This is a genomic window from Photobacterium kagoshimensis (assembly GCF_050337045.1).
Classification (GTDB): domain Bacteria; phylum Pseudomonadota; class Gammaproteobacteria; order Enterobacterales; family Vibrionaceae; genus Photobacterium; species Photobacterium kagoshimensis.
Genome location: NZ_JAKJSO010000014.1, coordinates 118,751 through 134,266, shown reverse-complemented (window position 1 = coordinate 134,266; position 15,516 = coordinate 118,751). Strand labels below are relative to the sequence as shown.

The following is a 15,516-nucleotide window of genomic DNA, read 5'->3' as shown; positions in this document are numbered from 1 at the left end:
ATAGACTTTTCATTTTGCTTATTTGTTCGCTATGTAACAAAAATTGTTATTTGTCATGCTAATCGCAGTTAGTTACTGGTTGAGACTAGCCTTTCTCACCCACTAACTGATAAAATCGCGACAACTATGTAATAAACACAGATAGAGAGTTTCCCCATGGGAAGAAAATTCGAAGTACGCAAATTGTCAATGGCAAAAACGCAAGGCGCTAAGATCAAGGTTTACTCTAAATACGGTAAAGAGATCTACGTCTGTGCTAAGAACGGTAGTCCTGATCCGGACACTAACCTTGCACTACGCCGTCTAATTGAAAAAGCTAAAAAAGACCAAGTACCATCTCACGTTATCGAGAAAGCGATCGATAAAGCGAAAGGTGGTGGCGGTGAAGATTTTGCAACTGCGCGCTACGAAGGTTTCGGACCAGGCAACTGCATGGTTATCGTTGACTGTCTAACAGACAACAACAACCGTACATTCATGGATGTTCGCCAAGCGTTTGTTAAAAACCACGCTAAAATTGGTGGCCCAGGTACAGTTGGCCACATGTTCGAACATCAAGCTGTTTTCCAATTTGCGGGTGATGATGAAGAAGCCGTACTAGAAAACCTAATGATGGAAGATGCTGATGTTACTGACATCGAGTGTGAAGATGGCGTGATCACTGTTTACGCACCACACACTGAATTCTTCAAAGTGAAGAATGCGCTAGCAGCTACAATGCCTGACGTTAACCTAGACGTTGAAGAAATTTCATTCGTTCCACAAACAATGACTGAGATTTCTGGCGATGATATCCCTGCATTCGAGAAATTCCTTGATGCACTAAACGATTGTGATGACGTTCAGAACGTTTATCACAACGCAGAGATGCCTGATTAATTCAGCCTCAGCCGCTACATAATAAAAAGCCGATACAGTAAACACTGTGTCGGCTTTTTACTTTCTACGAGCTTCTTAGCTTCTTAGCTTCTTAGCTTCTTAGCTTCTTAGCTTCTTAGCTTCTTAGAAAAGTCGACAATCAATAACACCAATAGGCCAGCTAATAACCCCACAACCCCATTCACAATCGAAGGTACTAACATGCTAATTACGTTCGCATCAGGTAAAACGCCCATCAAAGTATGAAGCCAATCATGCGATTGCGGAATACTGTGCATGATAATGCCACCACCAACCAGAAACATCGCTATAGTGCCAATAACCCCAAGCGCCTTCATTAGATAAGGAGCGGCCTGTACCAACCCCTGACCAAATTTATTCTTAAATGAGCCCGCTTCGCTATTAGCAACCAGATAAAAGCCAGCATCGTCGAGTTTAACAATACCAGCAACTAGGCCATAAACACCGATTGTCATCACTACAGCGATCAGGCTTACTACCGCTAACTGTGTGATGAACACTTGCTCTTGTACAGTACCAAGCGCAATCACAATAATTTCGGCCGAAAGAATAAAGTCAGTTCTTATCGCTCCTGCAATTTTCTTACGCTCAAATTCCGCAATGTCCTCTTCAGCATCGCCAGTAAAACCCTCTGTGTCCCTCTTAGCAACACCAGCACCTTCTACCCGCTCTTTTAAACGAGTCTCATCTTGATGTGGTTCATGAGGGGAGTGAAATAGTTTTTCCACTATTTTCTCTGCACCTTCAAAACACAAGTACAACCCCCCAACAACCAACATTGGCGTAATTAACCATGGCGCGATGGCACTGATAAGCAAAGCAGCAGGCACTAATATCAGCTTATTGCGAAAAGAACCTTTGGCAACGGCCAAAACGACGGGGATCTCCCTTTCTGCTCGAACACCCGAAACCTGTTGGGCATTCAGTGCCAAGTCATCTCCTAACACGCCAGCTGTTTTACGAGCGGCAATTTTGGTCATTACCGCTACATCATCAAGCACACTTGCTATGTCGTCTAGCAGTGTTAATAAACTAAGCCCAGCCACGTACTTACCTCGCTATAAAATGGCAAAACTTCATTGATAATGAACCTGCACCTGATATTTTACAAATAGAGCCATTCACAAATAGCGGCCACAGAAAAACACTCATGCCCAATATGGGATAGCGGAGAATAGAAACCATGAGCACAATAAAGCTAACACGCGATCAAAAAGACGTACTTGTTTCGAAGCTACAAAGCTATTTCAGTCAAGAGCTCGATCAGGATCTTGCGCAATTTGATGGTGAGTTTTTGCTTGATTTTATTGCCAAAGAGATGGGGGCCCATTTCTATAACCAAGGCCTTTACGATGCACAGGCCGTGCTTGACCGCCGCATAGATGATATTCGTGAAGCCATTTACGAAATTGAGCAGCCAACAACATAATCACAGTCAGCCCTACCGACCGACCATATCTTCTCTTTCTTTTTATCTCGCGTGTGCGGCGTTATCAGTCCTCTCTATATATAGAGGGGATAATATCGAGCAACATAGTACAGGCGTATTTTCTACTAGTAACAGAATGAATGAGAACGCTAGACCTTATTGTTAACCAGTAATACCTAAACAGCATCAGAGATAACTCTGACTCAACAGTCCGTTAACCCGTATAAGATGTATGATTATTCAAAGCTCAGCAGTCCATACCGATATACATTAGCGTAACTCATTAGAGGTAAAAACAAGGGTACATCCGATTGCATAAAAACATTTACGCTCGCATTTGCCCTAGCGGAAACTCTTAGCACTGTAAAAAATAATTAACCTACGGAAAAACATGAATAAAATAGCTCTTCCACAGTAAAACATTACTCGTTAACCCTTTAATATGACTGCGAAATATCCCACCTCAACAGTGACTAGCATCACACTAACCCTTTAGTATTTATTTCGAACACGAAACATTTTTGACTGGTTTTTCATGATTCAAGCTGGTAGAGTCCCATCCCTCACGCATACTGTGAGATATTTATGTCTACGATTAGTCAGAAAACTAGCGACAAACTTGTTCCAACACTAACAATTGGATTTATCCTCTTATTTATACTTGCAGCCCTTTTTGATCTGTCCACTTTCACCTCTGCGATCCAGTCAATGTTTACTTCAGCATCGGCGACTTTCGGTTACTGGTGGCAGTGTTTGATGATCATGAACTTTGCTCTAGCGCTTATCATTGCAGCAAGCCGCTACGGTAAAGTTAAAATGGGTGGTGAGTCCAAGCCAACGATTGGTACATTTCGTTGGGTAGCAATGATCATGTGTACCCTGCTTGCGGGCGGCGGTGTATTTTGGTCAGCGGCTGAGCCGATCTTCCACTTTATTACTCCTTCACCAAGTTTTCCTGGCGTAGAGGGCAGCACTGCAGCCGCCGTTACCCCAGCCTTAAGCCAAAGCTTCATGCACTGGGGTTTCCTTGCATGGGCCGTTCTTGGCACACTAAGCACAATTGTATTGATGTATGCCCACTACCAGTGTGGCGTTAAATTACGACCTCGTGCCCTGCTATACCCTATCCTTGGCAACAAACTCGAAAACCATTGGTTTGGTTCAGTGATTGACTCTTGTTCTATCATTGCTGTTGCTGCAGGTACTATTGGCCCTATCGGTTTCCTTGCCACTCAGTTAGGTTACAGCCTAACGGTATTAACTGGCATGGAAAACTCACTATTCACGCAGGTTCTCATCCTTTCAGGCGTGGTGGCGATTTACTCTGTTTCAGCATTCACTGGTATGGATAAAGGCCTACAGTGGCTAAGTCGCATGAATGTGATTGGTGCATGTACGCTCCTTCTTGCTATTTTGGTATTAGGTCCTACGGGCTTTATCTTCGAGCAATTTGGTTTAGCCTTTGGTCATTACATTCAAAACCTACCAGAAATGAGCCTTAGCTCGGCAGACCCAAGCTGGAACTCATGGTGGACATGGTTCTTCTGGGGCTGGTTCATTGGCTTCGCACCTATGATGGCAATCTTTATTGCGCGTATATCTAAAGGTCGTAGTGTTCGTGAGTTGATTCTTACTGTTGCTGTTGCAGCACCAATTGCCACTAACTTCTGGTTCTCTGTACTAGGCGGTACGGGCATTGGTCTTGAATTAGCAAACCCAGGTAGTATTTCTGGCCCGCTAAGCGAAGGTGGTCTACCCGCTGTACTGTTGGCTTCTTTAGCACAGTTACCATTTAGCACTTTGCTTATTCCTGCTTTCTTAGTACTGACAACGACGTTTGTAGCAACAACCGGCGACTCTATGGCTTACTCCATTGCGATGGCAGTATCTGGCGATAAAGAACCATCGAAAGTTCAGCGTCTTTTCTGGGCTATCATGATGGGTATTGTGGCAGGCGTACTTCTTATTGCTGGCGATGGTGGTTTGAATGCACTTCAATCGTTCATCGTGATTACAGCTGTACCAGTTTCGTTCTTGGTTGCTGTTACTTTTATCACAGGTCCTATTGCCGTAGTGAAGATGCAAGCTGCGCAGAATGCCCTAGATAAGCCAAAAGAAGAGGTTGTTTCGGCAACAGCTTCTCCAGCACTCGCGAAGAACGTAAGCTAAATCTGATTCAAATAAGAACCCTTATTTAGCAAAACAACCGTTCAATAAAAACGCCAATTGTCTTAATCGACGATTGGCGTTTTTTTATATCGAGTTCCCCCCCCCAATCGCAACTTTCAAGCCGCTGATTGCTACATTGCACTTTAATATTATCTGTCAAGCTATCCATAATAGGTGGCTGGCAGCCAAATTAGCGACCATCCATTTGCCCTGCAAAGTTACGGCTGTAACACGAAGGAAGTAGGCATTACATTGTCATACATCTGCAGACGTAAACCCGCACGCTCCCACTTCTGACATGGCGAACAAAACAACAAACAGTGAACTCACGCAAACAGCCACACTAGTAGTACTCATAGCGTGGCTACCTTTATGATGTCGATCCACCTAGGTCGCGCGGTTAAATTATGAGCAAATCTTAGAGTGCGCTGATTGTGCTAGGCAGTTACCCTGAACTTAACTGCATTTCATCGCGACTAAGTAATACAGATCTAATTAAAGAATATAACTCGAAAAGTGCAACTAACATAAAGACTTAGGCTGAGTTACTGACTAAAAATAAGGGGTTCGTACTTTACACCAGCCTTTTATCATAAAAATTACTTATCAACACCATCAATCGTGTTTGATTTCCTATTACTTTTTTATTAGTATCCGCGCATAGAGTAGATTGAGCATTTACTCAATACGACAAAAACTATCACTTGTTCGAATATCTGATGAGGACCGGAATCTCATCACGCTCACATATCCATTTTGGTATTTTCATACCGACTCTCAGCAGAATCAGCAAGATTCTGTCACTCAGTTGGCTGATCGGCAGGATTCGCCCGTAATCACCAACACATTCAATAATACGTGTTTGTGCATATCATTCATTGCTGTGCATTCTCGTCGCTTATTGCGGCTTTGCGTTCTCTATACGATAGGAGTTTTTATGCCTAACGGATTAATGCTATCTGATCTTGCGATTGCAGGCGGACTATTGATTCTGGGTAAGGTTTTACGTGTGCATATCACTTTATTGCAACGTATGTACCTACCTTCTGCGGTAATCGCAGGTATTCTAGGTTTAGCGCTAGGCTCAGCAGGCCTTGACCTGTTGCCTTGGAGCGATACTTTTGCCAGTAATGCAGGCTTACTGACTGCGGCGCTGTTTTCCGCACTTGGCCTTGCAACTGATGTACCTTCACCTTCTATTGTGGCCAAACGTGCCGGTAGTATGTGGGCATTTAACCAAATAGCGTCTGTATCTCAGTGGCTGTTCGCCGCTATGTTTGGCTTATTCTTAGCGACCTTTGTGTTTACCGATTTAAATCCTGCGTTTGGTATTCCAATGTCAGCGGGCTTTATGGGTGGTCACGGTACATCAGCTGTGGTTGGTGATATTTTCACAAACCTAGGCTGGGAAGATGCCTTTACCCTTAGCCTAACATTTGCAACCGCAGGGATTTTTATTTCCATTGCTGTCGGCATGCTAATTTTACAAGTCGCGCTAAAACTTGGGTTAATCAAAACATTCAATACTTTTGCCAACATGAACCAGCATGAGCGCAAAGGCTTGATCCAAGAAAATGATCAGCGCTGGGCAATGAAATCAACCATGTCATCTTTGTCTGTTGATTCCTTCGCTATACATGCTGCGTTAGTTGTTGTGGTTACGGCGTTCTCTTATGTCTCTGCTGATTTTCTTTCATCGTTCCATGACAAAGTACAAATCCCAACCTTCGTAACAGGTTTCTTAGGCGGTATGTTCGTTCGTATGATTGCGCAACGCTCAGGCGCATCACAATACTTATGTGACGGTGCTTTTAATCATGCATCGGGGATCAGTACTGACTACCTGATAGTGTTTGGTATCTCGGCAATTAAAGTAACGGTATTAGTGCAATACATCGCACCTATGGTTGTACTCGCGACAGGTGGTGTGCTGTTTACTTTATTCCTTATCTTTTGGGTTGCCCCACGCATTATGGGTGATAACTGGTTCGAAAAAGGTATTTTTTCTTGGGGATGGCTAACCGGTACAGTTGCTATGGGTATCGCACTGCTGCGTATTGTCGACCCTGAGATGAAAAGTAAAGTGTTGGATGACTATGCGATTGCTTACGTGCCTGGCTCTATCACTGATATCTTTATCATTTCGCTGATGCCGCTGGCTATGTATTCAGGCTATCACTGGCATGCGCTGGCTATTGGTTTGGCTTATATCACTTTTGTTTTATTTATTTGGCGTTTTGTCTTCCAAAAAAGTCGAGCACTTGCCACCCAATAATACTGATGTTGATTGATCAAAAAGAGAGGTTCCTGCCTCTCTTTTTGCGTATATAACGTCGGTTTACTTGGGCTCGATACCTACACTATTACGGCCATTTGCTTTCACTTGATATAGTGCGTTATCCGCTTTGACTAACCATTTCTGCCAAGAGTCAGCCAGCGCACTTCTCGATTCAACTTCCACAGCCCCAATCGACACAGTGGCTGCGAGCACCTTACCTTCAATATTGACGTTTTCAAGCATCACTGAGCAACGAATGCGATCCAATAACTCATAGGTATTTGAACTCTCACTCACGGAGAAGATAGCAACAAACTCTTCCCCACCCCAGCGGGCGACCTTGTCATGACCGCGGCAACTATTTTGTAGACGAGTCGCCATTTCTTGCAATACACGATCACCAATATCATGCCCATAGGCATCATTTATACGTTTAAAGTAATCAACATCAAGCAAGGCAACTATATATCGGCTTGATCTAGGCATATCGCCTTTAATTTTCCCAGCAATCCATTGCTGAATATAGCGGCGGTTGTACATACCAGTAAGGGGATCTTGGAATGATTGCTCCGTTAGTGACACATTTGATTGTTCTAACGCGACATTATTCTTCGATAAATAATTATTACGGCGATAAAGTAATCCCAGTACAGCAATACCTAATAAGATACTCAGTAATAGAATTATTTCACGAAAATGCTGAGAATCAATTTGTGCCGATTTAAGCTTACTCTCGGCTTTGAGTAACGCTATCTGATGTTCTTTTTGCTGGGTAATATACTGCGTTTGCAATTCTCTGATTTCTTCACGTTTTTGACGAAGAAAGTGACTTTCTTTTTGCTCAATATACTGCTGGAAGTAGCCTAGTGAGGCTTTATAGTTTCCACGCTTAGCATAGATCTCTGATATTAATTTATATATGCGAATAACCTGAGAATTACTGCCGTACTCTTCATAGGTCTTTAATGCCAAATGCGCGGAATTTAGCGCTTTTTGAAGCAGTTCCAATTGCACGTAAGCCAAGGATTTAGATTCGTAACAGAATGCCCGACCGAGTCGATCTTTAATATCATCAGCCATTTTAAGGCACTCTTTCGACTTCTGTAGCGATGCCTCTAGCTTATTCTCATCAAGCAATATCGATGTGTAATTTGTCAGAGTCACCAATTGGATATAACTCGACCCCGTTTTTGAGGCATGAGTAATGGCTTTACGAATATTCTCCGCTTCTTCATCTTTATGATTATAATAATTGGCAACTATACCTGCATGGATATAAAGCAATGCTGCCGTATAATCATTTTGTATTTTATTTCGTTTTAAGACAGCAAAGGCTTTTTTATTATACTTCTGCGCCAATGCCCACTGATCCATATCCAAATACATATTGCCAATGTTTGACAATATTAACGTCACTTGAGCGTAATCCTGCTGTTCTTCAAAATAGGACAGAGCTTTTAAGTAATTAGACAACACTTGATCGTACTTAGATTGATAATACCAAATATTCGCTTGCCATTTTAATGCTCGGGCAGTCAGGTTTTTAAATCCTGTTTGCTTGGCAATTTCGAGCACCTCATCTAGATAGCGTAACCCATCGTCATACTGAGCGGTTTCTTTCGCTAAAATAGCCTTATGCAGTAAAACTTCCGCTTTTATCCAAGGTTTTTCGAGTTTTTGAGCCAATGCTTCAAGCTCACCAATCACATCGAGAGGCTCTTCTTCAATGATAGTGTATGCCTCTAGACGCGACATCGTCAGCACATAATAGACACGCTCCCAATCAGTCATGGGCTCACCCGATTTAGCCAAAGTAAACTGCTTAATAAAGCCGTAAGCACGTGCAGGATCACGTAATGATTGGATATAAGCAGACATTAGGCGGCTGTCTTGCTGAAGAACAGAAGGGTTATAAATGAAATCACTTGGCTTTGCCTGAGCAGGCATTATGCAGCCAGTAGCAAGAATTAGTGATAACACACTAATACGGATTGCATAAATAAAGGATGATGACCGATGAGAGTACATTAGCCTACTATATATATTGAGTAAGTAATCATCATCAGGCTGTTAGCAAACAGAGTCAACCAACAAAGTGACTGAATGACACCTTCACGAAGTAAATGCACAAAATTACACCACCCGGCCATCCAAAAAGGACCACATGGTTGTTTGCACCCTAAAACTAGCGGCCTTTGCTCCGAATCGCCCCCTGAATAACATCGCATTTTATAGTTCAGTTTATCTATTCTAGAAATTAATTGGCGTCAAACGATTAACCATCAGTCATTAGTTAAACAATATATTGCTTCTGAAAGAATAATTATGTTTTCAATGAAAATTGCGCATCCGTGAAAGTGAATATGGCTTTTATTTTAAGAGAAAATAGCGACACGCCTGCTCATATAATGACAAGACGCTGACATCCCGTTGACAAATGATCCTAGCTTTGAACGTATTATGTACTTTATCAACAATGAATTTACAGGCATTTATGAGACGTTTAATTTCATGTCTTTTAATTGTATCTTTTGGGTTCCCAGCACTTGCATGGGCTAAAAAAGATCACCATCACGATGTCATCGTGGTCAAACATAAAAAGCACAAACATAAGCATAAACACAAACATCACCATGGAAATCAGGTGATCGTGGTGCATCAGCCCCCACCCCATAAGCACTATCACCGCTCATCGTTACCTGAAATAGCAACATTTGCAGTTATTGCAGGGGTTTCGTATGCCATTATCGATAATGTGTTTTACAAAAAATCAGGGGAAAGATATGAGTACGTGGAGAAGCCGCTACGTTAGCCTTCCCCACATTTTAGATTCGCGGTACGAAGAAGGCGTAAGCCGCATTGATTGCGGCTTATAATGTTTTCGCTAAATGTTTATCCCAAATATCAAATAACCTATCACGGGTATCAACAGGGAGCATTGCTATACGCCTCGCACTCCAACAGCCAAACAAATATTCCGCCATTTCCAACGCAATAGGAAAGTCATCAGAGCCATAGTGCTGCAAAGCTTGCTCAACATCACACAGAGATAATCCAGCAGTATCCCAGTGCATTTGTCGCGCTTCAGATTGATTGAACCATTCAATAGAAAGTGTCATTTATATCCTTTGGACTTATTCGGCATTAAGTACATTCTACGGCATGTTTTATACGAAAACATGATGAACAACAGGTTTAAGAAACTTATTTATTCAAAAAGTTCGTATTAAACATCCTATGTTTTCAGCACGTTATATTTGCTAACACTTTACTACATTCTACGTTTATTTTTTAATAGTAAACACGTTCAGTTACAGTCTATACGTAATTATTGCACACCCATTTTAATTTTATATTTGGTGATGGCGTGATTAAAGAAGTCGCGTTCATCATCATCTGCAATGCTTTCGGCTTGAGTGGTGATCGCCTCATAACCCGCTTTCGCATTTTTTAGCTGCCACACTATGTATGCTGCCTGCTTGTCTAGCTCAATACGGTTTTTTTCAGCTGGTGATAATAGTGTCAGGTTATGCATATTTCCCTCGAATTACTTAGTGTGCAAAGTCGAAAACATTTTAACACTATGCTGTCTCTTCACATATCATTTTGCTGGCAGCTCTCGTCTCATCTCTGCAAAAATAAGACAGCCTCTGCTCGCTACGCTTAAACAAGTACCCAAACCATCGATACTTTTAACCAGTAGCAGTCTAAAACAGAGCCAATGCGTAAACTCATTTTTATCGTATATGGTGGATTAATCAGCCTACTGTCACTAACACAGATTGAGCTATTAGATCTTACCTTTGCTTATCATGACAAAATTGAACACTTTGTGGCCTACAGCGTGTTTACCTTACTCGCTTACTTTTGTACCCAGAGCCGACAATGGGTAACAGCGCTATGTATTGCCATTATTGCTTATGGCGGTGTACTCGAAATATTACAAGCATCAAGTACAGGACGTATCGCTTCTATTGCTGATTTTTGTACAAATGTACTCGGTGTAATGGGTGGCGTGCTGATAATAAAGTTATATCGTACTAATACTAGCTACGTTAACCGCTAACTAAATGAGGTATTCACAGTTGAAACGATTTCTCGTTCGCGCTGCGCTATACCTAGTCGTTGGCGGTATTGCTCTGGCGTGCAATTTGCGTGACGCTTAAACAAGGTAATAAAAGGAGATGCTTGATGATAACCCAATGTTAAAGCGGCTTCTTTTACCGACATCCCTTTGCGCAGTAAGTGTAAGGCATAAACAAACTTACGACGTTGACGCCACTCGGTGAAGCTCATCCCTAACTTATCTTGACAATGACGAGCTAGCGTACGCTCTGTTGTATGGCGCTTGGTTGCCCATTCAGCAAGCGTAACTGTGCTGGTTGGGTTACGTTCTAACTCTAATAATATTGGTTTAAGTAGTTTGTCATCTGACATCGGTAAAAATTGATCGTGTTCTTTTGCCATCTTCACTTGATCAAATAATACGCTGATAAGGCGTTTATCATTTTCGGTGTCCGCCATTGTTATACGGCGGTGCTTTAAATCATTAATGATGGCTTCCATAATAGGACTAACTTCAAGCAAACAAGTGTATTGCGGTAGTGCATCGGCAAGCGGATGGATAATGTTCATCGAGCAATAATTCATGCTTCGGCGCATGTAACTTTCATGCTCTACTCCCGCAGGCACCCAGACTGCATATTGTGAAGGCGATAAAAAGCGCTTTCCTTCAGCGTTCAATTCTAGAATACCGCCACTAATGAGTTGCAGTTGCCCCCAAGAATGCCGATGCTTCAAGGTCGAGGTGTTTGGCAAGAATACTTCATGACCAAAAAATATGTCGCTAGGTGGATTTTGATCATCAAAAAGAGGTTGATAGATTTTACTCATATTCACCAAAGCTGCGAGGTTAGTGACAATAACAACGATAAGGTAATCATATTCGTATCAAGGTGCAACACTCACCGAAATACTATTCATGTTCGAGCAAAAAAATCCTGCCTCTACGAGCAAGCGCGAAGGCAGAATCGAAAGTACGACCAATCAAGCGACTCGAACATTCATCGTGATTTCTGCCGTAAATACAGTATGACCTTCCGTGTCTGTGACTTCGACAGGGACAATTTTATCGCCCTCGCTCGTCCAATCAATATTCTCACCATTGGCAACCGCCGTCAGATCTGTCTTTGCCTTTTTGACATATTTCACTGTCATACCCGTAGGTATCCAACGGCTATTACCCGAAATAGAAACATCCGTCATTAAACCACCCGCTAATTCCGCCATATTACACATGGCGATTGCATGCACCGTATTAAGATGATTAGTCACACGTCGACGCTTACCGATTTCAACCCGCGCATAACCTGGTTTTAACTCTGTTACTGTCGGTTTAATTGAACCAAAATACGGGGCCATTCGGCATACAACCCACGAGAAGACACGGCGGCCGAAAGGGACTTTACTTAATCTTTGGTAGATCTTTAGATTCTTGCGCATTGAAAACTCCTTTTCCAACATCCTGGTCTGACCACATTATAGTTCAAAATTAACCAATGCTATAAATCAGCGTGATTGTCCTCATAGACCTGACACCCTTTCCTTTTAAGAAAGAATGAAACAGAGATTTATCACTACCGCTTAAAGTCTTATCTATCAGTCAGTTGAATGGAAGTGGATTCATGATGAGATAAAAAAGAGTGTTTGCTCAAAGTATAAATCACACAAATGTCTGACTATGCCCTTACTATGTCTGATTAGAGATATGTATAGCCAAGCTGACGTGACACAATATGTTCATCAAGCATCATTATTCTTACTTATCTCCCCAAAAGGCAACCAATGCTCTACTTATTCCCTTTAATTACCGTTTCGATTTGGGCAGGGAATGCCATCGTGAATAAAATGGCTTTCAGCGTGATCGATCCAGGCGCGATTTCATTTTATCGCTGGTTTTTTGCCATGCTTGTACTAACACCATTTATGGCTAAATCAGTATGGAAAGCACGCAAAACCATTACACCATACCTACCTAAAATTGCCTTTCTTGCCTTTCTTGGTATGGTATTGAACCAATCTTTAGGCTACTTCGCTGCAGAAACAACAACAGCCACCAATATGGCCTTGATTGTATCGCTTGTTCCCCTCATTAGTATGTTCATTAGCGTGCCGCTGTTAAACAGCCGTCTGACACCACTCGCTATCGTGGGCGCGGTATTATCGCTAGCGGGACTTATTTTAATGTTGAGCCATGGTGACTTGAGTGTTTTGGTCAATCAAGGCATCAATAAAGGCGATATGCTTGTGTTACTAGCGGCGTTTGTTTACGCCTTATACTGCGTATTGCTAAAGCGTTGGCAGATGCCACTGTCTAACTGGCAGTCGGTATACAGCCAAGGTGTACTAGCGGTGATGATGCTAACGCCACTACTGCTCACGAGTGAACGTATGGCTATTACACCTGAAGCCCTACCGCTTATCATGTACGCAGCAATTCCTGCGTCCGTGTTTGCGCCTTGGTGTTGGCTACAAGGTATTCAACGTTTAGGGGCAGATCGTACCGCAATGTTTATGAACTTAATGCCAGTAATGACGGCACTGATTGCCAGCGTCATGCTTAATGAACAACTCGCTATCTATCACTATATCGGTGGCATCATGGTGCTGAGCGGTGTAGCTATGGCTCAGAAAAAGCCAAGCAAGGTCAAACCTATCGAGCTGGCGACCGCTTAATATTTACTTTTTCAACTAATAGAAGCCGAGCACTTCAGGTGCTCGGTCTTTTTAACTGAAAGAACAAGGCTGGCAAGCTAATCACAACTTTGTACAAATTTAACGAAGGAAAGATAAAACATTAGTAGCTCCATTTTAGCTGCGCAAACAAAAGTGTACTCGCCGCTTTTCCAAACAAACTATTCCCTGTGCCATCAAAGCGTTGCAACACTGTCATTAATTGCCAATCATCTGCCAAAGAATAGCTGTTTGATGCGCCTATAAAATAAGAACCATCTTGATAATAGGTAGTTGAAAACGTTAAACGACTAAGGGGAGATATATCAAAGCTGACATCGCCATACCAAGTAAATTCGGTAAAGCTAAGTGTACGTGCGGTAAGGGGCAAGTTTAAGAAAGCAATGGCGCTAGTTGGATCTTGTGGGTTTGAAATATAGAGCATGGCGGTGCGCCCCATCCAATTTCGCTGCCCACCAAAGCTATAGTCCAGTTCAAGGCTCCCAACAACCGCAGATACAAGCTCTGCACCTTGCCATTCATCTTGAGTCGGATCGAACCAGCTCAGTTCACCCCGTAAACCTGCGCCTTTGATATCGCCAGCAAAACCAGCTCCTATTACCTGATCTAACCCCGATTTACCCACCAGCAGTTGTGCATCCCACCCTTGATAATTAAACAAGTAACGCCCTGCATAACTCGTTAATTTGCTGTCATTATTTGGGCTATAAACAAGGTCGACCGAACTGGCATAGCCCAGTTTTTTACTGACAAAAACAGCATCAGAACCTGGTCTTTCTTCATAGTCAAAATCATAGATAGAATAGGAGTTAAATAAATCATTGGGGTTCCAAAGCGTTGCCATCCCCCAGTTAATCCGAAAGCGACCACCGCGTAGTTGCCAATCATTTCGGCGCCAATCTAAGTATAAACGATCGAACTGGCTATTACCGATCACACCCGTTTTATCTAACCAGTTTTTAGAGAGATCCATATAACCTGGGTCATAACCAATCAAGTCGCCATATCCAGCGAGCTCAGCGGAATCGCCAAACAAGAGGCGGTTTCGCATACCTAGGTTAAACCTAAGTTCATCGTTAAAGCGGTATTCATAGTTCAAGCGATGATGAATTAAGTGATCAAGGCTATTTGACTGTTCACCTGGTATTGTTGCCGTGGCCATGTATTTCACATAACCGCCTAAGTCCCAGTTCTTTTCTGGCGCTAATCCTGGTATTTGCCCCAAAGCAGGCAGTGCCATCATGGCGACAGTGGCAATCACTCCCCGCGTTTTCACTATGCCACGTCCTCACGAACTTGCTCCTGTTGCAGCTTGTCTTCTTTCAGCTGGCCATCTTCAAACACAACCACACGACGTGCGCGTTTAATCACCCGCAGATCATGAGTCGAGAAAATAAAGGTCGTGCCTTCTTGTTCATTCAAGTGCAGCATAATATCGAGTAGCTCGGCGGTACTCTTGGCATCAAGATTGGCGGTTGGCTCATCGGCCATCACAAAGCGCGGTCGTGGTGCTAGCGCACGAGCAACGGCAACGCGCTGTTGCTGTCCTCCCGACAATTTGGAGGGCACCTTATGGAGTTGCTCAGCCAAGCCAACCTGAGTGAGTAACTCGGTGGCACGTTGGCGGCACTCTCGTTCGCTATGCCCTTGCAACTGCATCACAAACTCAACATTTTCGAGTGCCGTTAGCACAGGCAACAAGCTGTAATCTTGAAAAATAAAACCGATATGATCCCGTCGAAAAGCAATCAAAGCTTTTTCATCTAGCTCACAGATATTACAACCATCGATATTCACTATGCCTGAACTAGGCGTATCTATTCCACCAAGCATATTCAATAAAGTGGTTTTACCCGAGCCAGATGGCCCCATCACAGCAACAAACTCACCTTGGGCGATGGTCAAATCAAGCTGGTGCACGGCATGAACAGGGAAATCGGTCCCCTCGTTATAAATTTTACAAAGTTGCTGAGTATGAATTGTCATG

15 protein-coding genes are annotated in these 15,516 nt (G+C 42.8%); 7 read left to right on the top strand and 8 right to left on the bottom strand.

Going from position 1 to position 15,516, the window contains the following annotated elements; all coding sequences use genetic code 11:
* The first annotated feature begins 156 nt into the window (after positions 1 to 156).
* Positions 157 to 879 carry a YebC/PmpR family DNA-binding transcriptional regulator gene (locus L4C35_RS12820; RefSeq protein WP_048899393.1) on the top strand — a complete coding sequence of 241 codons (723 nt, stop codon included), beginning with the start codon at positions 157 to 159 and terminating at the stop codon, positions 877 to 879.
* Positions 880 to 986: 107 nt separating this feature from the next.
* Here the strand turns inward: L4C35_RS12820 and L4C35_RS12815 are convergent, their stop codons facing one another.
* The gene (locus tag L4C35_RS12815; protein ID WP_428463236.1) at positions 987 to 1,946 is read right to left on the bottom strand and encodes a DUF808 domain-containing protein; all 960 of its coding nucleotides are present in this window, start codon (positions 1,944 to 1,946) and stop codon (positions 987 to 989) included.
* Between the two features lie 137 nt (positions 1,947 to 2,083).
* On the opposite strand from L4C35_RS12815, the gene L4C35_RS12810 reads away from it, so the two are divergent.
* The 3 genes from L4C35_RS12810 (at position 2,084) to L4C35_RS12800 (ending at position 6,773) form a co-directional block, all read left to right on the top strand.
* A complete protein-coding gene (locus tag L4C35_RS12810) occupies positions 2,084 to 2,329 on the top strand; it encodes a DUF2164 domain-containing protein (RefSeq protein ID WP_428463235.1) in 246 nt (81 codons plus the stop codon).
* 585 nt (positions 2,330 to 2,914) lie between these two features.
* Positions 2,915 to 4,498, top strand: a complete 1,584-nt coding sequence (locus tag L4C35_RS12805; protein WP_428463234.1) for a BCCT family transporter — start codon at positions 2,915 to 2,917, stop codon at positions 4,496 to 4,498.
* Positions 4,499 to 5,435: 937 nt separating this feature from the next.
* Positions 5,436 to 6,773, top strand: coding sequence for a sodium/glutamate symporter (locus tag L4C35_RS12800; RefSeq protein ID WP_428463233.1), 1,338 nt, complete (start codon positions 5,436 to 5,438; stop codon positions 6,771 to 6,773).
* Positions 6,774 to 6,836: 63 nt separating this feature from the next.
* On the opposite strand, the gene L4C35_RS12795 is transcribed toward L4C35_RS12800, so the two are convergent.
* The gene (locus L4C35_RS12795; protein WP_428463232.1) at positions 6,837 to 8,723 is read right to left on the bottom strand and encodes a diguanylate cyclase; all 1,887 of its coding nucleotides are present in this window, start codon (positions 8,721 to 8,723) and stop codon (positions 6,837 to 6,839) included.
* A 547-nt stretch (positions 8,724 to 9,270) separates the two neighbouring features.
* On the opposite strand from L4C35_RS12795, the gene L4C35_RS12790 reads away from it, so the two are divergent.
* Positions 9,271 to 9,588 (top strand): hypothetical protein, encoded by a 318-nt coding sequence (locus tag L4C35_RS12790; protein ID WP_428463231.1) that lies wholly within the window; start codon positions 9,271 to 9,273, stop codon positions 9,586 to 9,588.
* Between the two features lie 58 nt (positions 9,589 to 9,646).
* On the opposite strand, the gene L4C35_RS12785 is transcribed toward L4C35_RS12790, so the two are convergent.
* Together L4C35_RS12785 and L4C35_RS12780 are read right to left on the bottom strand one after the other, a co-directional pair.
* Positions 9,647 to 9,895 carry a hypothetical protein gene (locus L4C35_RS12785; RefSeq protein WP_428463230.1) on the bottom strand — a complete coding sequence of 83 codons (249 nt, stop codon included), beginning with the start codon at positions 9,893 to 9,895 and terminating at the stop codon, positions 9,647 to 9,649.
* A gap of 209 nt (positions 9,896 to 10,104) precedes the next feature.
* Positions 10,105 to 10,311, bottom strand: a complete 207-nt coding sequence (locus L4C35_RS12780) for a DUF3283 family protein (protein ID WP_428463229.1) — start codon at positions 10,309 to 10,311, stop codon at positions 10,105 to 10,107.
* A 186-nt stretch (positions 10,312 to 10,497) separates the two neighbouring features.
* On the opposite strand from L4C35_RS12780, the gene L4C35_RS12775 reads away from it, so the two are divergent.
* Entirely contained in the window at positions 10,498 to 10,842 is a 345-nt protein-coding gene (locus L4C35_RS12775) for a VanZ family protein (protein ID WP_428463228.1), read from the top strand.
* Here L4C35_RS12775 and L4C35_RS12770 read toward each other — a convergent pair.
* Complete coding sequence (locus L4C35_RS12770) at positions 10,839 to 11,669, bottom strand: AraC family transcriptional regulator (protein ID WP_428463227.1); 831 nt, start codon at positions 11,667 to 11,669, stop codon at positions 10,839 to 10,841. The genes L4C35_RS12775 and L4C35_RS12770 overlap by 4 nt on opposite strands.
* A 153-nt stretch (positions 11,670 to 11,822) precedes the next feature.
* Positions 11,823 to 12,278 (bottom strand): hotdog fold domain-containing protein, encoded by a 456-nt coding sequence (locus tag L4C35_RS12765; RefSeq protein WP_428463226.1) that lies wholly within the window; start codon positions 12,276 to 12,278, stop codon positions 11,823 to 11,825.
* 342 nt (positions 12,279 to 12,620) lie between these two features.
* Here L4C35_RS12765 and L4C35_RS12760 point away from each other — a divergent pair, with 342 nt between their 5' ends.
* Positions 12,621 to 13,511 (top strand): DMT family transporter, encoded by an 891-nt coding sequence (locus L4C35_RS12760; protein ID WP_428463225.1) that lies wholly within the window; start codon positions 12,621 to 12,623, stop codon positions 13,509 to 13,511.
* A 121-nt stretch (positions 13,512 to 13,632) separates the two neighbouring features.
* On the opposite strand, the gene L4C35_RS12755 is transcribed toward L4C35_RS12760, so the two are convergent.
* Entirely contained in the window at positions 13,633 to 14,772 is a 1,140-nt protein-coding gene (locus L4C35_RS12755; RefSeq protein WP_428463363.1) for a hypothetical protein, read from the bottom strand.
* 32 nt (positions 14,773 to 14,804) lie between these two features.
* Positions 14,805 to 15,515 (bottom strand): ABC transporter ATP-binding protein, encoded by a 711-nt coding sequence (locus L4C35_RS12750; protein ID WP_428463224.1) that lies wholly within the window; start codon positions 15,513 to 15,515, stop codon positions 14,805 to 14,807.
* Position 15,516 lies beyond the last annotated feature (1 nt).